Here is a 21,067-nt window from a genome sequence, read left to right as displayed (position 1 = left end):
GGGCCTTCAGGCCCGAAGCTTTTCTCTCAGGTCATGGCGATCTGAAACAAGCTTCGGGCCTGAAGCCCCCCCACAACAGCCTGGTTCTTCCACCAGGCGCCGCCCATTCACCGTACGGAACTTCCCGGCCATCTCCGACTCAGACCCCATATCGCCATCGCGCACCTCGAAACAACCAACGCGCATTTCCACCGGTTCGGGAAACCGCGATAGCGTCGCCACCCTGCGTCCCTCAAAACTTCTGCCGCCCACCGCCACATGAGCGAGCAAGCCCTCCCATTGCCGGCCTCCGGTCGCTGGCGCCGTCCCCTGCCCGGTTTCGGGCTCGGCCTCGGCATCGGCCTGACCTGGCTCGGCCTCATCGTGCTGCTGCCGCTGGCGGCGCTGATCCTGCGTTCCGGCGGGCTCGGCTGGGCCGGCTGGGCGCGCGCGATTTCCGATTCGCGGGTGATCGCCTCGCTCAAGGTCAGCTTCGGCGCGTCGTTCGTCGCCGCGGTCGCCGCGCTGCTGTTCGGCGCGCTGATCGCCTGGGTGCTGGTGCGCTACCGCTTCCCCGGCCGGCGCCTGATGGACGCGCTGGTCGACCTGCCGTTCGCCCTGCCGACCGCGGTCGCCGGCATCACCCTGGCGGCGATCTACGACGAGAACGGTTGGGTCGGGCAACTGCTGCAGCCGTTCGGCATCCAGTTGGTCAACAACTTCACCGGCATCGTCATCGCCCTGATCTTCGTCGGCCTGCCGTTCGCGGTGCGCACGGTGCAGCCGGTGCTGGAAGCGCTCGGCCGCGAGCAGGAAGAAGCCGCCATCTCGCTCGGCGCCTCGCGCCTGACCACGCTGCGACGGGTGATCCTGCCGGAATTGCTGCCGGCGCTGCTGACCGGCTTCGCCCTCGCCTTCGCCCGCGCGCTCGGCGAATTCGGCTCGGTGATCTTCATCTCCGGCAACCTGCCGTGGAAGACCGAGATCGCGCCGATGCTGATCACCATCCGCCTGGAAGAAGACGGCGGCGTGCCCGCCGCGATCGTGCTGGCGACCTTGCTGCTGCTGATGTCGTTCGCCTGCCTGCTGGCGATCAACGCCGCCTCGACCCTGTTCGCCCACGGGAACCGCCGCGATGGCTGAGCGCGACCACCTGCAGGAATCGGCCTGGGTGCGCTGGCTGCTGATCGGCCTGGCCGCGGCGATCATGCTGCTGGTGGTGGTGCTGCCGCTGTTCGCCCTGCTCGGCGCGGCGTTCGGCAGCGGGCTTGCGGTGTGGTGGAACGCGGTCGCCGAAGAACACACCGTCGCCGCGCTCAAGCTCACCCTGCTGACCGCGGCGATCGTGGTGCCGGTGAACGCGATCTGCGGCGTGTTCGCGGCCTGGGCGCTGACCCGCTTCGAGTTCCGCGGCAAGCGCGCGCTGCTGTCGCTGATCGACCTGCCGTTCGCGGTCTCGCCGGTGGTCGCCGGCCTGTGCCTGGTGCTGTTGTTCAGCCCGACCCACGGCTTCCTCAAGGACGTATTGAACGCCTACGACCTCAAGATCCTGTTCGCCACGCCCGGGATCGTGCTGGCGACCTTGTTCGTGACCTTCCCGTTCGTGGTGCGCGAGCTGATCCCGCTGATGGAGCAACAAGGCAGCGACGAGGAACTCGCCGCGCGCTCGCTCGGCGCCAACGCCTGGACCATGTTCTTCAAGGTCACCCTGCCGAACATCAAATGGGGCCTGCTGTACGGCGTGCTGTTGTGCAGCGCGCGGGCGATGGGCGAGTTCGGCGCGGTCACCGTGGTCTCGGGCAACGTCATGGGCAGCACCAACACCCTCTCGCTGCATGTGGAAGTGCTGTACAAGCAACTCGGCGGCGAAGCCGCGGCGGCGTTCGCGGCGGCCTCGCTGCTGGCCGGCCTGGCGCTGGTGACGCTGGTGGTGAAACTGTGGCTGGAAACGCGGCACGGCGATGCGCTGGCGCAATCGCACCGGCGCAATTGATCGAGCGGATACCGAATGGACCTTCATCTCAAAGCCATCGCCAAGCGTTACGCGAACGTGGCCGCGCTCGACGCGGTCGACCTGGACGTCGCCTCGGGCGAACTGGTCGCGCTGCTCGGCCCGTCGGGTTCGGGCAAGACCACCCTGCTGCGGGTCATCGCCGGCCTGCTGCAACCCGATTCGGGGCAGATGCTGTTCGGCCAGACCGACGCCACCCGGCTGAGCCTGCGCGAGCGCAACGTCGGCTTCGTGTTCCAGCACTACGCGCTGTTCAAACACATGACTGTGGCCGAGAACATCGCCTTCGGCCTGCGCAGCCGGCCGCGCGCGCGGCGGCCGGACAAGGCGGCGATCGCCGCGCGCGTGCGCGAACTGCTCGGACTGATCCAACTGCCCGATCTGGGTTCGCGCTATCCGGAGCAGTTGTCCGGCGGCCAGAAGCAGCGCGTGGCGCTGGCGCGCGCGCTGGCGATCGACCCGACCGTGCTGCTGCTCGACGAACCCTTCGGCGCGCTCGACGCCAAGGTCCGGGTCGAACTGCGGCGCTGGCTGCGCCGCCTGCACGACCAGACCGGCCAAACCACCTTGTTCGTCACCCACGACCAGGAAGAAGCGCTGGAACTGGCAGACCGCGTGGTCGTGCTCAAGGACGGCCGGATCGAGCAGATCGGCACGCCCGACGAGATCTACAGCGCGCCGGCCTCGGCCTACGTGTTCGACTTCATCGGCCGCGCCAACGTCATCGACGGCCAGACCGAAGGCGGCGAGCTGTCCGTCGACGGCCACGGCCTGCGCCTGCCGGTGGACCTGCACAGCCGCAGCCGCGCGCGCCTGTACGTGCGCCCGCACGACATCGGCCTGGTCGGCGAAGGCGAAGGGCTGCCGGCGCGGGTGCTGTCTTCTCACCGGCTGGCCGAGCGCATCACCCTGGAACTCAACGTGGAAGGCCAGGCGCGGCCGCTGGAGCTGGACCTGGTGGCGACCCCGGACGCGGTGACGCCGGCGTCGGGCAGCCTCGTCCACGTGCGGCCGCTGCGCTACCGCGTCTACTCGGACTAGCCGAAGCCTCCTGTAGGAGCGGCGCAAGCCGCGACCAACCGAAGCGACGTACGCAAGCGCAACCACCGGAAAACCGGTCCTCCAAGCCCTCATGGGCGATTCTGGGGATCGCCGCAGGCTCCGGGCGCCGACGCTTACATAAACCGTTTCGGTTGGTCGCGGCTCGCGCCGCTCCTACAGGGCGCTTTGCCGCATCCGCGGCATCCGGTTGATGCAACGCGCTGTCCCACCCATCCGCGACCCTCGGCCGCAGGCCCCCGCCCCGCGCGGGAGTAGACTAGGCCGCCATGAGCTACCCCTACACCCGCCCGCGGCGGATGCGCCGCGACGACTTCTCGCGCCGGTTGATGCGCGAGACCGTCCTCACCGCGAACGACCTGATCTACCCGGTCTTCGTCCACGAACTCGACGGCCGCGCCCCGGTCGGCTCGATGCCCGGCATCGAGCGCCTGTCGATCGACGAACTGCTGCGCGTGGCCGAACGCGCCAGCGAACTGCGGGTGCCGGCGCTGGCGCTGTTCCCGGTCACCGCGCCGGAAGCCAAGTCGCTGACCGCCGAAGCCGCGTGGCAGGACGACGGCCTGTGCCAGCGCGCGGTGCGCGCGCTCAAGCAGCGCTTCCCGGACCTGGGCGTGATCACCGACGTCGCCCTCGACCCCTACACCACCCACGGCCAGGACGGGCTGATCGACGACAGCGGTTACGTCATGAACGACGAAACCGTCGAAGCCCTGGTCAAGCAGGCGCTGTCGCATGCCGCCGCCGGCGCCGACGTCGTCGCGCCGAGCGACATGATGGACGGCCGCATCGGCCAGATCCGCGCCGAGCTGGAAAGCCAGGGCCACATCCACACCCGCATCCTGGCCTACAGCGCCAAGTACGCCTCCAGCTTCTACGGCCCGTTCCGCGACGCGGTCGGCTCGGCCGGCGCGCTCGGCAAGGGCAACAAGTACACCTACCAGATGGACCCGGCCAACAGCGACGAAGCGATGCGCGAGATCGCGCTCGACCTCGACGAAGGCGCCGACATGATCATGGTCAAGCCGGGCATGCCGTACCTGGACATCGTGCGCCGGGCCAAGGACGAATTCGGCGCGCCGACCTTCGTTTACCAGGTCAGCGGCGAGTACGCGATGCTGCGCGCGGCGATCGGCAACAGCTGGCTCGACGAACGCGGCTGCGTGATGGAAGCGCTGACCTCGATCAAGCGCGCAGGCGCCGACGGGGTGCTGACCTACTTCGCATTGGATGCGGCGCAGTGGATGCGCGAGGCGGGCTGACGGCGGGCCATACGCCGCCCGCGGTGCGCGTCCACATCCTGCTGGCGCGCGCCGCGGACACCGCCGTCGTCATTCGCCGCGGCCCGGAAAAGATCGGCTGCGTGCTCGGCTGGGACCGCGCCGGCGATCGCATCGAAGTCGGCCAATGGCTCAAGGCGCGCATCCACGAACGCCGCTGCGACCTGTCCCCGGACGGCCGCCACCTGCTTTACTTCGCGACCGATTATCGTGGCGTGCGCGGCGACTTCTGCGGCTGGCAGGCGATCTCGCGCGCGCCGTACCTCAAGGCCCTGGGGTTCTGGCCGATGACGGACAACGCTTACGGCGGCGGCCAGTTCGACTCGAACGAATCCTACTGGCTGCGGCGCGTGTCCGACCCGCACGCGCTGGATCGCGACGCGACCGACTTGCGGCGCGTCGCGCCGAGCGCGGCCGCCCTGGACAACCGCGGCTACTTCGAGCTGTACGACCTGCGGCTCCAGCGCGACGGCTGGACCCTCGTCGACAGCCAGCACACCGGCAGGTTCGCCCAGGCCGATTTCCGCAAATCCACCGGCGGCCCCTGGTCGCTGCACAAATCGGTCTATAGCGGCTTCGGCCGGCGCAAGGGCGACCCGCGCCGCGCAGTCAACGAAGACCACGCCCTGCTGCATCGCGACGGCCGCGCGATCCCGCTTCCCGACTGGTCGTGGGCCGACATCGATGCCGCGCGCGAGCGCCTGGTCTGGGTCGAACACGGACGCCTGATGGCCGCGCCGATCGCAGACGCGGGCCTCGGTACGGCGCGCGAACTCTACGACTTCAACCCGCTGGCCTGGCAGTCGCTGCAAGCGCCGTATTGAATCGGACCGCCGCGGCCTGAAACAAAAGTATCGGGCCTGAAGGCCCTCCTACAACCACCTTGCAACCGACTATCGCGCGAAGGCCATCCTCGTGGGAGGGCCCTTCAGGCCCGATGCTTTTCGCTCGGATCGCCATGACCTGAAACAAGAGCGTCGGGCCTGAAGGCCCTCCCACTACACTCTCGCAGCCGCTCCTCGCCGCGGGATCAAGCCGGCGCGTGCAGCACGCAGACCGGCGAATCCGCGCCCCCTTCCAGGCTTGCCAGCAACTCCATCGCCTCGTCGGCGTCGGCGAACCAGCTGCCGAGAATGAAGCGGTGTTCGCCGTTTTCGGCGTCGAGATCCAGCATCACGCAGACATCGATGAACCGATCGAACAACTGCGACGAACGCGCGCCGACGAAGGCGACGGCATCGATGCCGTCGCTGCGCCATTGCGGCACCCAACGCCGCAGTTCGTCGAGATCGTCGAGATCGCTCAACACCATGAGCTTGCGGCCGTAGCCGGCAACGACGCCCGCATCGCCGCCGACCTGCGCCGTCACCGCGCCCACGCTTTCGTCTCGGCCGCGCCCACGCATCCGTCCTTGCCCGTGACCGCCGGCGCCGCGATCCGGTAGATGTCCTGCTTGCCCGCCTTCGGCGCCTTGGCCATGCCGTTGAGCAGCATCTCGCCGGGCTTGTTCCAGTCGATCACCGGCCCGTAGGTGAATCCTTCGGCGGTGTTGAACGACAAGCCCAGCGGCACCGCTTCGCCATAGCGCTTGCCGTCGCATTGCGCGACGTACAGCCGCACCGGTTTTTCGTTGACGTCGTCGGAGCGGGTGAACACGATCGCGCGGCCGTCGCCGAGCCAGGTCGCGTCGAATTCGTCGGCGGCGGTGTTGATGCCCGGCGCCGGTCGCGGATCGACGAAGGCCTTTCCATCCCAGCGCGCGATCCACAGGTCCTGGCGGCCCGCGCCGCCGCGTCCGTCGCTGGCGAACAGCAGGTGGCGTCCGTCGCGGCTCGGCGCCGGCGCCCACTCGCGTCCCGGCGTGTTGACGCCGGGGCCGAGGTTCTCGGCCGGGCCGTAGCCGCCGTCGGGCCGCACCGCGGCGCGATAGAGGTCTTCGCCGCCGAGCCCGCCGGGACGGTCGGAGAAGAAATACAACCAGCGGCCGTCGCCGCTGAACATCGGATCGTAGTCCTTGGCCGCGCTGTTGATCGGCAACGGCTCGGGGTTCTGCCAGCGGCCGTCGACCAACGTCGCCTGCCACAGATCGCGCCCGCCCGGACCGCCGGGACGGTCGCTGCCCCAGACGATGCGCCGGCCGTCGGGACTCACGCTCGCGCGCACTTCGCTGTGCGGCGTGGACACCACGCCCATGCCTTCTATGCCGAATTCGTTCAGGGCCGCGGCCGGCGGGCTGGCTACGGCGCAGACGAGGAGTACACTCGGAATCCACCAGACCCTGGCGTGGCGCATGCGCGTCTTGCTCCCATCGGAAGGGTCACCAGTCTAACGAGGCGCGCCCATGTCGATCGACTCCAGTTCGTCCAGCCCGGTCCTGCGCTTCGCGGTCTTCGGCCATCCGGTCGCGCACTCGCTGTCGCCGCGCATCCACGCGCACTTCGCGCGCCAGTTCGGGATCGCGCTGGACTACGCGGCGATCGACGCCGCCGCCGAGCGCTTCGACGTAGCCCTGGCCGAGTTCGCCGCCGAGGGCGGCCTCGGCGCCAACATCACCCTGCCGCTGAAGACCCGCGCCGCCGGCATCTGCACCCACCTGAGCGAGCGCGCGCGCCGCGCCGGCGCGGTCAACACCCTGATCCGCAGCGCCACCGGCTGGGAAGGCGACAACACCGACGGCGTCGGCCTGATCCGCGACCTCACCGAACGCCACGGCCTGGACCTGCGCGAGCGCCGCACCCTGCTGATCGGCGCCGGCGGCGCCGCGCGCGGAGTCGCGCCGGCGCTGCTCGATGCCGGCATCGGCGACCTGTTCATCGTCAACCGCACCGGCGAGCGCGCCGACGCGCTGGCCGACACGCTCGGCCAGCCCGGCCGCGTGCATCCGCGCTATCTCGACGACGTCGGCAACCTCGGCAACTTCGACCTCATCGTCAACGCCACTTCGGCCGCGCGCGAACATGAGTTCCCGAGCCTGCCGATGAGCCTGGCCACGCCGCGCACCGCGGCCGTGGACCTGAGCTACGGCGAAGCCGCGATCCCGTTCCTGGCCTGGGCCAAGGTCGCCGGCGCGCACGACCGCATCGACGGCCTCGGCATGTTGGTCGAGCAGGCCGCCGAGAGCTTCGAGCGCTGGCATCGCCGCCGTCCGGAGACCGATCCGGTCTACGCGCTGCTGCGCCAGGGCGCGGGCACGCTGGTGACCGCGGACTGATGCCGGCAGCGTTCGCCGCCGCATTCGACCGAACCCCCATCTTCGCCGCGCCCATGGCAAGGAGCCGCGCATGACGTTCAACGACTGGCTGCCCGCCCTCCTGTCTCAGGCGGCGTTCATGACGCCGAGCCTGCTCGCCTACATCACCGGCATCGTGCTGTGCCTGTCGTGGCGGCGGCGCATCGGCGTCGGCGCGACCTATGCGGTGGCCGCCTTCGCGCTGCTGGTGTTCGGCCAGGCGCTGAGCCTGCTCGGGCAGGTCTGGATCTACCGGGCGATGGCCGACGGCATCAGCGCGAGTTCCACCTCGCTGGGCCACAGCGTGATCGGCGTGGCGCACGTGCTGATCTCGCTGGTGTCCACCGGCCTGCTGATCGCCGCGGTGCTGGCCAAGCGCCCGCCGTCGCCGGTCTGAGCCGCGCGCCGATGCAGTGCCGCGACCGCTGCGGCGCCTGCTGCATCGCGCCTTCGATTACTTCGCCGATCCCGGGCATGCCGCACGGCAAACCGGCCGGGATTCCCTGCGTGCAGCTCGACGACGAGCTGCGCTGCCGCCTGTTCGGCCGGCCCGAGCGGCCGCGCTTTTGCGGGTCGCTGCAGCCGCAGGCGGAGATGTGCGGGCAATCGCGCGAGCAAGCGCTCGCCGGGCTGCTGAAACTGGATCGGGCGACCGCGCCTTAGCGCCGAACGCGGACGCCGCGCGTCGCTGCGGGCGAGCCGGGCTACAGCAAGCGATCGCGCTTCACCGCCAGATACTTCTCCACCAGCGACGCCGCCAACTGCTCGCAGGCCACGTCCAGCACCATCACGCCCTGGCTGCGCAGCGCCTCGTGGGCCTGGGTGCGGTGTTCCAGGTATTGCGCGGCGGCGCCGGCGCGGATCGCGCCGGACAGGTCGTCGACTTCGTCGCCCAGCGCCTGGTCGAGCGAGCCTTCGCGCAGGCTGGCCACGCACACCAGGTGGCGGCCGCGCAGCATCCGCACCGCGGCCAGCAGGTCGTCCATGTCTTCGTCGCGCAGGTTGGTCACCAGCATCACCAGCGAACGCCGGCGCTGGCGCAGCGACAGTTCGGTGGCGGCAGCGAGGAAGTCGGTCGCGACCGGCTGCGGCTGCAGCGCGTAGCTGGCGCGCAGCAGGTTGTCGATCGCGCCGACGCCGCGCTGCGGCGGCACCCAGCGGCTCTGGCCGCCGCTGGCGAGCAGGCCGACGCCGTCGCCCTGGCGCAGCGCCAGGTACGACACCACCAGCGCCGCGTCGAGCACGTGGTCGAAGTGCGAGAGTTCGCCGTCGCGCGCCATTAGCCGGCGGCCGGTGTCGAGCATCAGCACCAGTTGCTGGTTGCGCTCGTCCTGGTACTCGCGCGAGATCAGCCGGCGCGCGCGCGCGGTGGCCTTCCAGTCGATCTGGCGCAAGCTGTCGCCGACGCGGTACTCGCGCATCTGGTGGAAGTCGGTGCCTTCGCCGCGGCGGCGCTTGACGTGCGCGCCGACCAGGCGCGAGGCCTGTTCGGCGCTGAACATCGCGAACTTGGCCAACGGCGCGAAATTGGGGAACACGCGCACCCGCTGCGGCGCGCCGGCCACCCGCGACTGCCACCACAGGCCCCACGGCGAATGCAGCCGCAGTTGGGTTCCGTCGAACTGGAAATCGCCGCGGCTGTTGGCGCGCAGGAAGTATTCGAAATCGGTCGATTGGCCCGGCGCGAGGTCGAGCCGGCGCGGCAGATCGCGCATCGCCCAACCGCCCGGATGCAGGTCGAACGCGTCCAGGCGCTGGCGCCGGTCGCCGTCGATCTGCAGCGTCACCGCGCGCTCCACCCCGATCGCCCAGGTGTCGTGCATGCGCCGCTGCACGCGCGGCGTCGGCGCGCGCATCACCCGCCACAGGTCCAGCGCGAGCGCCGCCAGCGCCAGCAACGCCGCGAGCTGCCACCACTGCGGCGCCAGCCAGCCCGCGCTCGCCGCCAGCCCCAGCGCCGCGCACGGCAGCGCCAGCCAGCCCAGCCGCAACGACGGCCGCGGCCAGGCCTGGCGCGCCTGCGCGCGCTCGCGCGGCACCGCGGGCGCGGCGCCGGCGACGGCGGGCAGCGGCGGCGGCGCCGAGCTCATTGCCGCGGCGCTTCGACCGTGGCCAGCAGCGCGTGCAGCACGTCGTCGGCGGACTGGCCTTCGATCTGCAGTTCCGGCGCCAGCGCGATGCGATGGCGCAGCACCGGCTTGGCGATCTCGCGCACGTCGTCGGGGGTGACGAAGTCGCGCCCCGACAGCACCGCCTGCGCGCGCGCCGCGCGCACCAGGCCGAGGCTGCCGCGCGGCCCCGCGCCGAGCGCGATGCCGGCCCAGTCGCGGGTCTTGGCGACGATGCGCACGGCGTAGTCGATCACCGCCTCGTCCACCCGCACCAGCGCGGTGCCGAGCTGCATCGCGACGATCTCCTCCGGCCCGAGCACGCGCTGCACCTGCGAGAGATCGAAGTCCGACGCGCTGCGGCCCAGGCTGACCGCGGCGACCATGCGCTTCTCGTCGGCCAGGGTCGGGTAGCCGATCAGCACCTTCAGCAGGAAGCGGTCGAGCTGGGCTTCCGGCAACGGATAGGTGCCTTCCTGTTCGACCGGGTTCTGGGTGGCCAGGGTCAGGAACGGCGGCGGCAACTCGAAGCTGTGGCCTTCGATGGTGACCTGCAGCTCCTGCATCGCCTCCAGCAGCGCCGACTGGGTCTTGGCCGGCGCGCGGTTGATCTCGTCGGCCAGCAGCAGGTTGGTGAACACCGGGCCGCGGCGGATGTTGAAGCTCTCGGTCTTGGGGTCGTACACCGCGTGGCCGCTGATGTCGCTGGGCATCAGGTCGGGGGTGAACTGGACGCGCGCGTAACCGCAGTCCAGGGCCTTGGACAGCGCCCGCACCACCAGCGTCTTGCCGAGCCCGGGCACGCCTTCGAGCAGGGCGTGGCCGCCGGCGAGCAGCGCGATCAGGATCTGGTCGAGCACGTCGGCCTGGCCGATGAAGGCCTTGCCGACCTCATCGCGCACGGCGGCGGCGCGTTCGGCGAGCGCGGGGCCGGTGATCGGGACGAGCGGAGCGGCGTCGAGGCTCATAGTCGGTTTCTCATGCGGATCAAGGTGGCGATGCGGGTGCGGAACGCGGCGTGGTCGCGCGCCAGCGGATGGGCCAGGGCGTCGCGGATCTGCGCCGGTCCCAGGCCGGGTTCGTTCTTGTAGCGCTGGGCAAGCAGCTCCACCTGCGCCTCGCCTTCGATCGAGGCGGCGTAGGGATCGCGCCGGCGCAGGCGCAGCAGGAACGCGGCGCGCACCGAGGCGTACAGGCTCGGGCCGTAGCCGTAGCGGTAGATGTGCTCGCCGCTGGCGACGATGTGTTCGAGCAGCGAGCGCCGCTCCATCGCCGGCGCCGGCCGCAGCGGGCCGAAGCGCTGCATGCGCTGCCACAGCCACGCCGCCAGCCACAGCAGCAGCGGCAGCCAGGCCATCCAGCTGTTACGGATCAGGGTCTGCCACAACGACGGGACGTCGGCGGCGTAGATCAGGTGGATCGTGCCGGCGCGGTAGTTCGGCGCCAGCACCTGGCGGGCGAAGGCGGCGTTGGACGGCTGCGCGACCTCGTCGTCGCCGTGGCGGACGCCGGCGAACGCCGCCAGCGCCGAACCGCCGCGGTTGGACAGGAAGTCCATGTCCGCCAGCACGTCGACCCGGCCCTCGCCGTAGGGCAGGCGCGCGTAGACGTAGGCGCTGTCCTCGTCGCCCCAGGCCGCCTCGGGCGCGGCGTCGGCGTTGTAGAAGTAGAAGCGGCGCGCGCCGCAGAACACCAGTTGCGATTCGCGCCCGCGTTCGTACAGATTGGCGCAGCCGCTGCGCTGGCCGTTGTCTTCGTTGTCGGCGGCGTCGAGCAGGGTCACCCCGACTTCCTCGAGCACCGGCACCTTGGCCTCGCCCAGGCGCTCGCGCCACGGCGGCGTGCGCACGATCAGGTGGCCGCCGCGCGCGACCCATTCCAGCAGCGCCTTGGCGTCCGGCGCGGCCAGGGTGCGCGGGTCGCGGTAGATCAGCACCGTGTCGCGCGGCTGCAGCGGATGCTGCGACAGCAGCAGGCGCTGGCGCGCGTCGACCTTGACCCCGTCCTTGGCCAGCGCCAGCTTGAGCACGTACAGCGGATTGCTCGCCGCCTCGCCGGTGCGCGGCAGGTCCACCATCTCTTCGCTGCGCACGTAATCCTTGCGCCACAGGCTGTAGCCGCCGAACCCCAGCAGCGCGACCAGCGCGAGCAGCGCCAACGCGATCAGGCCCTGGCGGCTCATGCGGCCCACCCGAAGCGCCGGCTCAGCAGCGCCACCAGATCGTCGAAATCGTCGCCGCCGGGCAGGGTCTGGGCATAGGCCGCGTACTGCCAGACCCGCACCGCGCGCGCGAACGCATCGCGGTCCTCGGCCAGCGGCAGTTTGCGCGAGGCGCGCAGGCACTGCGCCTCGGTCGCGCCGGGCACCAGGGTCACCTGCGCGCGCTGCGCCATCGATTCGACCGCGGCGCGGTACATCAGCGCCAGCGCGTCGCGCGCGCGGCCGCCCTGCCACAGCCGGCGGATCGCGGTCGGGATGTCGTCGGGCAAGGGCTCGGGTTCGGCCAGCGCGGCGTTGCGCAGCTCGCCCGGCGCCGGTTCTTCCTCGAACGCGCCGCCGCGGAACCAGCCCAGCCAACGACCCATGCTGAACAACAGCGCGCCGACCACCAGCGCCACCACGCCCCACAGCGCCAGCTCCAGGCCGGTCGCCAGGCCGCCGCTGAGGCCCTTGAAACCGTCGAAATCGCGCGAGTCGCGGCGCCGCTCGGTCTTGGGCTTGTCGGCCTCGGCGCGCGACTTCCACACCGTCTGCTTCTGCTTGGGCGCGACCGTGGGGTCCTTCATCGCCTGCTCGACCGCGTTGCGCAGCGAGCGGTCGTCGCTGCGCGCCGGGCCGTACAGGCCGTCGAGCGTGGAGGGCTGGTCGGCGGCCTTCTCGCCGGGGCCGCGGATCGGCACGCTGGGGAAGGACGGCGCGTCTTCTTCCTCGTAGGACGCGTCGTCCTGCGCTTCTTCGCTGGCCGGCTCTTCGCTGACCGCGTCCTCAGTGACCGTCTCTTCGCCAGTCGCGTCCTCGCTAACCGCGCCGGCCGCGTCGCGCGCGGCCGCCTCGGCTTCGCGCCGCATCTGCGCGGCGACCGCTTCGCCGCGCTCGCGCGCCTGCCGCTCGATGCGCGCCTCGTCGGTCTCGCGGTCCGCCGCCGGCGCATCGCCGCCCTCGAACTGCGCCGAGCGGTCCGCGCCCGACTGCGCCATCGCCTGCGGCAACCACGCGCCCAGGCCGACGCCGACGCACAGCGCCAGCAGCGCCGGCGCCGCCGCCGCGCTCAGGCGCGCGCGCAGGCGGCGGAACACGATCTCGATGTCCCAGCCTTCGATCTCGGTGCGGCGGTTGAGGTACAGGCCGAAACCGGCGCCGACGTAGAACGGTTCGATCAGGCTGGCCGCGATCCAGGCCAGCGCGTTGAACAGCGCGTTCATCCAGTGCGGCTGTTCGAGGAAGGCGTCCCACAGCGACTTGAACGTGTCGGGCAGGTAGTCGAAGGGCACGAACATGATCCCGGCGAACACCAGCCCCAGGATCATCACCAGTTCGAAGTTCGCGCACACCAGGGTCAGCAGCGAGCACACCCCGTACACCGGCGCGCCGAGCGCGGCGCGGCGCTGGCGCGCTTCGCCGCTGTCGCCGCCTTCGAGCAGGTCCACCGGCAGGTACAGCGGCCGCGCCGGGCCGAGCCGGCGCCAGGTCAGGTACGGCAGCCACCAGCGCCCGCCCCAGCGCAGCGCGGCGCGCACGGTCTGGCGCGGAGTCGGGGTTTCGCCGAACACCGCGCGCGAAATGACGTACAGCGGGATGCGGTCGAACCAGGGCTTGAGCCACCACATCAGCAGGCCCGACAGCCACAGCAGGTCCAGCGCCCAACCGGCGGCGTTGAGCAGCACCAGCAGCGGCAGGGTCACCAGCAGCCACGGCTTCCAGATCGCGCCGGCGTTGCGGCGGACCAGGGCCATGCCCAGTTCGCAGGCTTCCCAGGCGGTGCGCGGGCGCAGGGCGACGGTGAGCGCTTCGAGCTTCATGCGGCGTCTTCGTCGTCCTGGTGGGCCGCGTTGCGGCCGCCGCGCAGCAGCCACAGCGCGGTCAACGCCCACAGCAGCGCGCCGACCGCGTACTTGATCGACGCCGGCATGTTGGCGATCGACGACCAGAACGCCTCGACGAAGGCCGCGAACACCAGCATCGCGAACACGCCGATGCAGATCTTGGCGCCGCGGCGGCCGCCGTGGATCAGCGAATCCACGCGCCGGCGCTGGCCCGGCGCGATCAGGCTCAGGCCCATGCGCAGGCCGGCGCCGCCGGCGATCACGATCGCGGTCAGCTCCGGCGCCGAATGCCCGGCGACGAAGCGCCAGAACGGATCGCCGTGGCCGACCGCCTGCAGGTGCCCGGCCACGCCGCCGATCATGATGCCGTTGAAGATCAGCACGAACACCGTGCCCACCCCGGCGACCAGGCCGGTGGCGAAGGTCTGGAAGCCGATGCCGACGTTGTTGCCGATGTAGTGGGCGAACATCTGCAGATCGTCTTCGTTGGTGCGGCCCAGGCTGCGCTTGGAGGCCGGGTCGTACATCTGTTCGAACTGCGCCAGCATCTGCGGCGGGAACAGGCCCGAGGCCAGGTCCGGCTTGACCTGGATGGCGACGAAGATGCTCACCAGCGGGACCAGGAACAGCAGCGCCGCGGCCAGCATGCAGCGCCACTCGGCGCGGACCAGGCGCGGGAAGCCGGCCAGCAGGAATTCGACCGCGCGGCGCGGGTGCGCCGGCTTGGTCCGGTACAGCACGCTGTGGCCGCGCTGCATGAGTTGTTGCAGGCGGTCGGTGACCACCGCGCTGTAGCCGCGCCGGCGCGCCAGCGCCAGTTGCTGGCACAGGCGGCGGTGGCGCGCGGGCATCTCGTCGTCGCGGATGCCGGACCATTCGCGCCGGGTCGAGCGCGCGCGCCGCGCGCTGTCGCTGCGGCGCTCCAGCCACAGTTCGAATTCGCGCCACTCGGCCTGGTGGCGTTCGACGAATCGTTCCTGCTTCATCGCGGTACGCCCCGGGTCATCGCCGCCCCAGCAACCAGTTGGCGATGCCGTACAGGCGCGCCACCGCGGCCTGGCCGCGCGCGTGCACCAGCGGCTCGGCGAGGTCGGCCAGTTCGGCCTGGCGCGCCGCGGTCAGGCCCGGGCCGCGCTCGGCGAAGGCCACCACCGCGGCCTGTTCGTGCGCCAGCAGCAGTTGGTCCGGCGCCACCGCCGGCGCCGCCACCGCCTCGTGCAGCAGCGCCTGGCGCGGCGCGTGCACGACCAGGGTGCGCGCGACCATGTCGCCCAGGCGCCGGCCCCACGGATCGATCAGGCTGGTCGCCAGCCCGACCGCATAAAACAGCGGCAGCGCGTCCACCACCCGCAGCAGGTTGCGCGCGAACGCGGCCATCCAGCCCACCGGCGCGCCGTCGGCGGCGACCACGCGCAGCCCCAGCGCCCATTTGCCGGGCGTGCGGCCCTGCATCAGGACTTCGAACAGCACCGGGTAGAACCAGGTCAGGGCGAAGCTGGCCAGCATCACCAGCGCTCCGCCGGCCTGGCCGAACGGAATCGCCAGCAACTGCACCAGGGCGACGTAGATCGCGCCGCGCGCGAGCAGGTCCAACAGGTACGCCAGCGCGCGCGGCACCGGGCCGGCGGCGCGCAGGTGCAAGGCCACGCCTTCCGGCGTCACCACCTGGCGGTAGGTGTCCAGCATCAGGCGTTGACGACCTTGGTATCGCAGATCAGATCGTGCAGGCAGCGGCTTTCCGCGCCGAAGATCCACAACGCGTTGACCAGGGCGAACAGCGCGCCCAGGCACGGTACCTGTTCGATCAGCGCGATCACGAACATGCGCAGGCCGAAGATCCGCCCGAACGAGCACGGCGAGCCGTCGTTGCGCACGATCTTGATCTTCAGCCAGCGCTTGCCCAGGGTCTGCGAGTGCTGGTTCAGCAGCACGCACTGATAGACGAACAGCCCCAGCGCGGCGAGCACGCTGAGCGCCATCATCGCCATCTGCAGCCCCGAGGGCTCCTTGTTGCCGGGATCGATCGCGATGGCCAGGAACGTCGGCACGAAGCACACCATCATCAAGGCGCCGTCGATCAGCCGCGCGACCAAGCGCAGGCCGCGGTCGGCCTTGACCGAATCGTCGACCAGTTCGCCCGGCAGCGGCGGCGGCGCGGTCGGCGCCGCGTACGGATTCTGCGTATCTTCCATGTAGCGATGACTCCTTGAGTCCTGCTTTTCCCCTGCCGCGACTGTAAACGCGGCCGGCGGGCCTGGCTAGCCGGCCGCGTCTCGACCGCGGCGCGCTCAGGCCGCGGGCATGCCCAGGTAGCGGTCCTTCAACCGCACATAATGCTGCGCGCTGTATTGCAACTGCTCGATCTCGCGCTCGCTCAGCCGCCGCGCCAGCCGCGCCGGGTTGCCCAGCCACAGCTCGCCCTCGCCGACCACCTTGCCCGGCGCGATCACCGCGCCGGCGCCGACGAAGCCGTAGCGGCACACGCGGGCGCCGTCGAGGATCTTGGCGCCCATGCCGATCAGGGCGAACTCATCGATGGTGCAGGCGTGGACGATGGCGCCGTGGCCGATGGTCACGTCGTTGGCGATGACCGTCGGCAGGCCGCCGGGGCGGGTGAACGGGCCTTCGTGGGTGACGTGGACGATGGTGCCGTCCTGGACGTTGGTGCGCGCGCCGATGGCGATCGAGTTGACGTCGCCGCGGACCACGCAGCCGGGCCAGATCGAGACGTCGTCGCCGAGGCCGACCGCGCCGATCACGGTCGCGGCCGGGTCGACGTAGACGCGCTCGCCGAGGGTGGGGAAGGTGTCGAGATAGGGTCGCAGGCTCATCCGCGCATTGTAGGCGCTGGCGGCGGCGCGCTGCGGACGCGGCGGCGGAACGCCCGATCCGGGCAGGCCTCGTTCTTGCAGGAGGGCCCAGCCGTTGTGGGAGGCCCCGCTTTTGTGGGAGGGCCTTCAGGCCCGATGCTTTTGTTTCAGACCGCGGCGATCGGACCGGAAAGCATCGGGCCTGAAGGCCCTCCCACAAAAGCCTGCGCCTCGCCGCGCTCCCAACTCGACCGCCGCGCCCCCCGCGCCTGTCCTCTGCCGCCCCACCGCGTTCGCGTTTTCCCGCCCCGGGCCGTACTAGACTGCGGCGTATGGACATCCTCGCCGACACGCCCATCGCCGACCTCGCCGCGACCCGCGAACGCCTGCGCACCGCCTGGCAGGCGCGCAAGCCCGATTACGCCCAGCGCCGCGCCGACCTGATCCGCCTGCGCGACGCCTTCCGCGCCCACATTCCGCAGATGGACGCGGCGATCCGCGCCGACTTCGGCCACCGCTCCAGCCACGAGAACCTGCTCTCGGAGGCGATGATCACCCTGGCCGAGATCGAGCACGCGTTGTCGCACCTGCGCGCCTGGATGCGCCCGCGCCGGGCCGCGGTCGGCTGGCGGTTCTGGCCGGCGCGCGCGCAGATCCGGCCCGAGCCGGTCGGCGTGGTCGGCATCCTGTCGCCGTGGAACTATCCGGTGAACCTGGCCCTGGTGCCGCTGGTGTCGGCGATAGCGGCAGGCAACCACGTCTACCTCAAGCCGTCCGAACACACTCCGCGCACCTCGCAGTTCCTGCGCGAACTGCTCGCCGACGTGTTCCCCGAAGACCGCGTCGCGGTCGCGCTGGGCGGGCCGGAGCTCGGCGCGGCGTTCTCGGCGCTGCCGTTCGACCACCTGCTGTTCACAGGCTCCACCGCGGTCGGGCGCAAGGTCATGGCCGCGGCCGCGCCGAATCTGACCCCGGTGACCCTGGAACTCGGCGGCAAGGCGCCGGCGCTGGTGTGCCCGGACTATCCGCTGGAACAGGCCGCCGCGCGCATCGCCACCGGCAAGTGGTTCAACGCCGGACAGACCTGCATCGGCGTGGACTACGTCCTGGTCGACCACGCGCGCCGCGACGCCCTGGTCGAAGCGCTGCTGGCGCAACTGAAGGCGCGCTACGGCGACATGACCGCGCCGCAGGACTACACCCGCATCATCAATGCCAGCCAGTACGCGCGGCTGGCGTCCTACCTCGACGACGCGCGCGCGCGCGGCATACAGGTGGTCGAGCCGTTCGAAGACGGCAGCACGCGCGAGGCCAACGCTGCGCAGCGGCTGTTCCCGCCGACGCTGGTGATCGAACCCGGCGACGACGCGCAGGTGATGCAGCACGAGATCTTCGGCCCGATCCTGCCGGTGCTGTCCTACCGCAGCCTCGACGAGGCCATCGCCCGCATCAACCGGCTCGACCGGCCGCTGGCGCTGTATCCCTTCAGCCGCGACTCGGCCCAGGTCGACAAGATCCTCGCCCAGACCCTGGCCGGCGGCGTCACCGTCAACGACACCCTGCTGCACTTCGGCGCCCACGACCTGCCGTTCGGCGGCATCGGCCCCAGCGGCATCGGCACGATTCACGGCCGCAACGGTTTCGACGCCTTCAGCAAGCTGTTGCCGGTGTTCTACCAACGGCCGTGGGCCGGCAGCGATCTGCTCAAGCCGCCGTACAAGGGCAAGATCGACGCGATGATCCGCTTCCTGGCGAAGTAGGCCGCGCCGGCGCGCGATGCGATGATGCGGACGCGGCGTACCGCCGCGCCGATGGACCGCATCGCCCATGCAAGGAACGCCAGGCCCCGCCGCCGCGCCCGCGCGCACCGAACCGCCGCGCTCCAACGCGCCGACCTGGACCGCGCTCGCGCTGCCGCCGCTGGCCTGCGCGCTGTGGCTGGCTTGGGCCGCCTATCGGATCGGCAACGCCGAGGCCGACACCGGCCTGGCCTACGACACCGTGCTGCAGGGCATCGTCGGCGCCGCGGTCGCCGCCGTCGTGGCGCTCGCGGTGCTGCTGTGGGCCGGCCGCCGCGGCCACGCCGGCCACGCCCTGCTCGCCCTGATCGCCGGCACAGCGCTGTCGCCGCTGCTGCTGTGGTTCGGCCTCGGCGCGGTGCTGTCCTCGCGCCGCCACGATTTCGAACGCCGCCAGCAACAGGTGCAGGCGCTGTCGGCGACGATCCGCGGCGGCGACGCCGCGCGCATCCGCGCCGCCATCGACGCCCTGCCCGATAACCCTGGCCCGGCGCGCACGCTGTGCATGCTGCAGGGCCGGGAAAGCTATCGCCTGGTCAAATGGCTGTGGGTCGACGAACACGGCTACGGCCCGAACCTGCCCAGCGACGAACTGCTGGCCGCGGCCGCGGCGGTGGTCGGCGGGCCGGCGTCGGCGCAGGACAAACAGGCGAGCCTGCGGGTCGTCCTGCGCGCCTTGGCCGACCGCCGCGAACCGCAGCGCCTGGGCGAATGGGTCGCGCTGTGGCGGCGCACGCTGCCGCAGCCGGCGCCACGACCGCTGCCGCTGTCCGCGCCGGCCGAGGAGTACGGCGATTGCACGCTCGGCGACCCAGCCGAACGCGTACTTCGCGAGTGGGGCGACGACGGCGTGCGCGCGTGGCTGGACGCGGGCCTGGGCTTCGAGCCCGGCCGCGGCCAGGCCATCGTCGCGCTGCGCGCGGTGCGCCGTACCGACACCCTGCGCGCCCTGCTCGCCGCCGATCCGCGCTTCGCCGAACTGCTGCGCAGCGACCGCGACGCCGGCGAAGACGCGCTGTCGGCGCAGGCCGACTCCCTGAGCGCCGCGCTGGACGCCTCGCCGCAGCCTTCGCAGCAGGCCGAACTGGTCGAAGCGCTGCGCGCCGCCGGCGCGCGGCCGCGCGAGATCGGCCCGGTCACCAGCTGCGAGTTGTTCGACAACAACGAACAGCGGCGCGCGCAACCGCACGATCCGCCCGCGCGGCAGGCGGCGGCGCGGCGCATTCGCGCGGTGCTGTGTCCGGGCGCGGCGAACGCGCCCACGCCGAAACCGCGCAAGCCGGCCGCTGCGTGAGCGCGCTGGCATCGTCCGCGGCGGTGCGGTAGAACGGTTTTTTCCAAGGATTCGAACCATGGCCCCGGACGGCAGCCCCGACCAGACCGCGCGCCGGCGCCGCCGCGCCTTCTACCGCTGGCTGCTGGCCTATCCGCTGGCCGCGCTGGCGTTGACGGTCTACTACACCGCCACCTCGGCTCGGACCGACATGGGCGAGTTCCTGTTGCTGATCGTCATCGTCATCGTCGTGGCATCGGCGATCCCGGTGGCGGCGCTGATCGACGGCGCGCGCTGCCGCGCGATCGGCCCGGCGCTCGGCGGTTGCCTGCTCGGCATCCTCCCGGCCCTGCTGGTGTTCGCCGGCATCGATGCGTTGGACAGCGCCCGCTTTAAACACAGCCTGCAGGTCCAGCGCGATCGCATGGCGGCCCTGATCGAGGCCAGCGCGCGCGGCGACCGCGCCGGCGTGCGCGCGGCGATGACGCCGCTGGAAAGCGCGTACGGCCCCGGCCACGCGCTGTGCCTGATCGGCGGCGCCGGCAAGAGCGACGACTGGGTGTTGCCCGAACCCGACGGCGGCGCTGTCCGCGTGTCCAGCGAGCGCTTGTTCGACGCCGCCGAAGCGTTGATGCAGGGACGCACGCGCGAGCAGCGGCAAACCGTGCTCGGCGCGCTGCTGGTGCGGCTGAGCGAACGCCAGGAAACGGTCGCCGTCCTGCCCCGCTGGCTGCGCCTGTGGCGCGGCACCGACGCCGACGCGACCGCGCGCGCGCTGGAATTCGCGCAACCGCGCGAAGCCCAATCCGCCGGCGATTGCTTTCTCGAAAACGACACCGACCTCGCTCGGATCGTCGCCGATACCTGGCACGACGAAGGCCTGCGCGCCTGGATCGCGGCCGGCTACGATTTTTCTTCCGAACAGGCGCCGTTGGCGCTGGACGGCGTGCGCAGCCAGGCCGGGCTCGACGCGCTCGCCGCGACCGGCCTGGAGATGGGCGCGCTGATGCTGCGCGCCGACTCCCGTGGCGATGCGCTCAACCGGCTCGCCACCCGGCTGCCGCAGCGGCTGGACGACAGCGACGCCCCCGAAGCTTTGGCCGACCTCGTCGACGGCTACCTGCGCGCGGGCGCGCGCCCGGACCGCGCCGCCTTCGGCAAGACGCCGTGCGAGACCTTCGTCGACGGCGAGCGTTACCAGGCAAACATCCGCAACGCCACGCCCGCGCCCACGCCGGCGCGCGAGGCCGCCGCGCAGCGCATCCGCCTTTCGCTGTGTCCGCAGGGCCGGCCGCCGGTGGCGACGTCTTCCTCGACCGACGCGCACCAGGACCGCCTCAACGCCGCCGTCGAAGCCGCGCAGCGCGAGGGTCGCGGCGAAGGCGGCGAGGACAGCGGCGACACCGATCCCACGCCCTGACCGGCGCGGCGCCCCGACCGCCCGAAACCGGGCCGCCGGCCGACGACGCGGCGGC

The 21,067-nt window shown here is 71.5% G+C and carries 23 protein-coding genes; 12 read left to right on the top strand and 11 right to left on the bottom strand.

Features of this window, described 5'->3' with window-relative positions; translation table 11 throughout:
- Positions 1-258 precede the first annotated feature (258 nt).
- The 5 genes from cysT (at position 259) to JHW41_RS01570 (ending at position 5,153) form a co-directional block, all read left to right on the top strand.
- On the top strand, positions 259-1,122 hold the full coding sequence (gene cysT, locus JHW41_RS01590; RefSeq protein ID WP_057949466.1) for a sulfate ABC transporter permease subunit CysT: 864 nt from the start codon (positions 259-261) through the stop codon (positions 1,120-1,122).
- Positions 1,115-1,972 (top strand): sulfate ABC transporter permease subunit CysW, encoded by an 858-nt coding sequence (gene cysW / locus JHW41_RS01585; RefSeq protein ID WP_250448790.1) that lies wholly within the window; start codon positions 1,115-1,117, stop codon positions 1,970-1,972. The genes cysT and cysW overlap by 8 nt, the downstream gene beginning before the upstream one ends.
- Before the next feature lie 15 nt (positions 1,973-1,987).
- A complete protein-coding gene (locus tag JHW41_RS01580; RefSeq protein WP_343226586.1) occupies positions 1,988-3,031 on the top strand; it encodes a sulfate/molybdate ABC transporter ATP-binding protein in 1,044 nt (347 codons plus the stop codon).
- 287 nt (positions 3,032-3,318) lie between these two features.
- Positions 3,319-4,311, top strand: a complete 993-nt coding sequence (hemB, locus tag JHW41_RS01575; protein WP_250448789.1) for a porphobilinogen synthase — start codon at positions 3,319-3,321, stop codon at positions 4,309-4,311.
- 23 nt (positions 4,312-4,334) lie between these two features.
- Positions 4,335-5,153, top strand: a complete 819-nt coding sequence (locus JHW41_RS01570; protein WP_250448788.1) for a hypothetical protein — start codon at positions 4,335-4,337, stop codon at positions 5,151-5,153.
- Here JHW41_RS01570 and JHW41_RS26170 read toward each other — a convergent pair.
- From JHW41_RS26170 to JHW41_RS01560, 3 genes are read right to left on the bottom strand one after another with little or no spacing between them, the layout of a single operon-like run.
- Positions 5,113-5,328, bottom strand: coding sequence for a DUF6053 domain-containing protein (locus JHW41_RS26170; RefSeq protein WP_428995440.1), 216 nt, complete (start codon positions 5,326-5,328; stop codon positions 5,113-5,115). The genes JHW41_RS01570 and JHW41_RS26170 overlap by 41 nt on opposite strands.
- A 31-nt stretch (positions 5,329-5,359) precedes the next feature.
- Complete coding sequence (locus JHW41_RS01565; RefSeq protein WP_250448787.1) at positions 5,360-5,707, bottom strand: hypothetical protein; 348 nt, start codon at positions 5,705-5,707, stop codon at positions 5,360-5,362.
- Positions 5,695-6,621 (bottom strand): TolB family protein, encoded by a 927-nt coding sequence (locus JHW41_RS01560; protein WP_250448786.1) that lies wholly within the window; start codon positions 6,619-6,621, stop codon positions 5,695-5,697. Before JHW41_RS01560 ends, JHW41_RS01565 begins: the two co-directional genes overlap by 13 nt.
- Before the next feature lie 49 nt (positions 6,622-6,670).
- Between JHW41_RS01560 and aroE the strand changes: the two genes are divergently transcribed.
- From aroE to JHW41_RS01545, 3 genes are all read left to right on the top strand, one after another.
- Positions 6,671-7,540 (top strand): shikimate dehydrogenase, encoded by an 870-nt coding sequence (aroE, locus tag JHW41_RS01555; RefSeq protein WP_057949471.1) that lies wholly within the window; start codon positions 6,671-6,673, stop codon positions 7,538-7,540.
- A 70-nt stretch (positions 7,541-7,610) separates the two neighbouring features.
- Positions 7,611-7,955: a hypothetical protein gene (locus JHW41_RS01550; protein WP_250448785.1), complete on the top strand. Its 345-nt coding sequence runs from the start codon at positions 7,611-7,613 to the stop codon at positions 7,953-7,955.
- 11 nt (positions 7,956-7,966) lie between these two features.
- Positions 7,967-8,221 carry a YkgJ family cysteine cluster protein gene (locus JHW41_RS01545; protein WP_250448784.1) on the top strand — a complete coding sequence of 85 codons (255 nt, stop codon included), beginning with the start codon at positions 7,967-7,969 and terminating at the stop codon, positions 8,219-8,221.
- A 41-nt stretch (positions 8,222-8,262) separates the two neighbouring features.
- Here JHW41_RS01545 and JHW41_RS01540 read toward each other — a convergent pair whose 3' ends face one another.
- The 8 genes from JHW41_RS01540 to JHW41_RS01505 all read right to left on the bottom strand — a co-directional run bounded on the left by JHW41_RS01540 (position 8,263) and on the right by JHW41_RS01505 (position 16,541).
- Positions 8,263-9,648 (bottom strand): DUF58 domain-containing protein, encoded by a 1,386-nt coding sequence (locus JHW41_RS01540; RefSeq protein ID WP_250448783.1) that lies wholly within the window; start codon positions 9,646-9,648, stop codon positions 8,263-8,265.
- A complete protein-coding gene (locus JHW41_RS01535; RefSeq protein ID WP_057949474.1) occupies positions 9,645-10,634 on the bottom strand; it encodes an AAA family ATPase in 990 nt (329 codons plus the stop codon). The genes JHW41_RS01540 and JHW41_RS01535 overlap by 4 nt, the downstream gene beginning before the upstream one ends.
- Positions 10,631-11,848 (bottom strand): DUF4350 domain-containing protein, encoded by a 1,218-nt coding sequence (locus JHW41_RS01530; protein WP_078997201.1) that lies wholly within the window; start codon positions 11,846-11,848, stop codon positions 10,631-10,633. Before JHW41_RS01530 ends, JHW41_RS01535 begins: the two co-directional genes overlap by 4 nt.
- Complete coding sequence (locus JHW41_RS01525) at positions 11,845-13,686, bottom strand: DUF4129 domain-containing protein (RefSeq protein WP_250448782.1); 1,842 nt, start codon at positions 13,684-13,686, stop codon at positions 11,845-11,847. The genes JHW41_RS01530 and JHW41_RS01525 overlap by 4 nt, the downstream gene beginning before the upstream one ends.
- On the bottom strand, positions 13,683-14,696 hold the full coding sequence (locus JHW41_RS01520; protein ID WP_057949477.1) for a stage II sporulation protein M: 1,014 nt from the start codon (positions 14,694-14,696) through the stop codon (positions 13,683-13,685). The genes JHW41_RS01525 and JHW41_RS01520 overlap by 4 nt, the downstream gene beginning before the upstream one ends.
- A 16-nt stretch (positions 14,697-14,712) precedes the next feature.
- Positions 14,713-15,396 (bottom strand): RDD family protein, encoded by a 684-nt coding sequence (locus tag JHW41_RS01515; RefSeq protein WP_057949478.1) that lies wholly within the window; start codon positions 15,394-15,396, stop codon positions 14,713-14,715.
- A complete protein-coding gene (locus JHW41_RS01510) occupies positions 15,396-15,902 on the bottom strand; it encodes an RDD family protein (RefSeq protein ID WP_057949479.1) in 507 nt (168 codons plus the stop codon). The genes JHW41_RS01515 and JHW41_RS01510 overlap by 1 nt, the downstream gene beginning before the upstream one ends.
- A gap of 96 nt (positions 15,903-15,998) precedes the next feature.
- Positions 15,999-16,541, bottom strand: coding sequence for a gamma carbonic anhydrase family protein (locus JHW41_RS01505; RefSeq protein ID WP_057949480.1), 543 nt, complete (start codon positions 16,539-16,541; stop codon positions 15,999-16,001).
- Positions 16,542-16,676: 135 nt separating this feature from the next.
- Here JHW41_RS01505 and JHW41_RS26165 point away from each other — a divergent pair, with 135 nt between their 5' ends.
- The 4 genes from JHW41_RS26165 to JHW41_RS01490 all read left to right on the top strand — a co-directional run bounded on the left by JHW41_RS26165 (position 16,677) and on the right by JHW41_RS01490 (position 21,012).
- Positions 16,677-16,964, top strand: coding sequence for a DUF6053 domain-containing protein (locus JHW41_RS26165; RefSeq protein ID WP_428995439.1), 288 nt, complete (start codon positions 16,677-16,679; stop codon positions 16,962-16,964).
- The gene (locus tag JHW41_RS01500) at positions 16,853-18,280 is read left to right on the top strand and encodes a coniferyl aldehyde dehydrogenase (protein WP_250448781.1); all 1,428 of its coding nucleotides are present in this window, start codon (positions 16,853-16,855) and stop codon (positions 18,278-18,280) included. Before JHW41_RS26165 ends, JHW41_RS01500 begins: the two co-directional genes overlap by 112 nt.
- Before the next feature lie 67 nt (positions 18,281-18,347).
- Positions 18,348-19,613 carry a hypothetical protein gene (locus JHW41_RS01495; protein ID WP_250448780.1) on the top strand — a complete coding sequence of 422 codons (1,266 nt, stop codon included), beginning with the start codon at positions 18,348-18,350 and terminating at the stop codon, positions 19,611-19,613.
- A 58-nt stretch (positions 19,614-19,671) separates the two neighbouring features.
- Complete coding sequence (locus tag JHW41_RS01490; protein ID WP_250448779.1) at positions 19,672-21,012, top strand: hypothetical protein; 1,341 nt, start codon at positions 19,672-19,674, stop codon at positions 21,010-21,012.
- The last annotated feature ends 55 nt before the right edge of the window (positions 21,013-21,067 follow it).

It is taken from the genome of Lysobacter enzymogenes (assembly GCF_023617245.1).
Taxonomy (GTDB): Bacteria; Pseudomonadota; Gammaproteobacteria; order Xanthomonadales; family Xanthomonadaceae; genus Lysobacter; species Lysobacter yananisis.
Note: the sequence above shows the minus strand (reverse complement) of the source record. Positions and strands in the feature narration are given on the sequence as shown.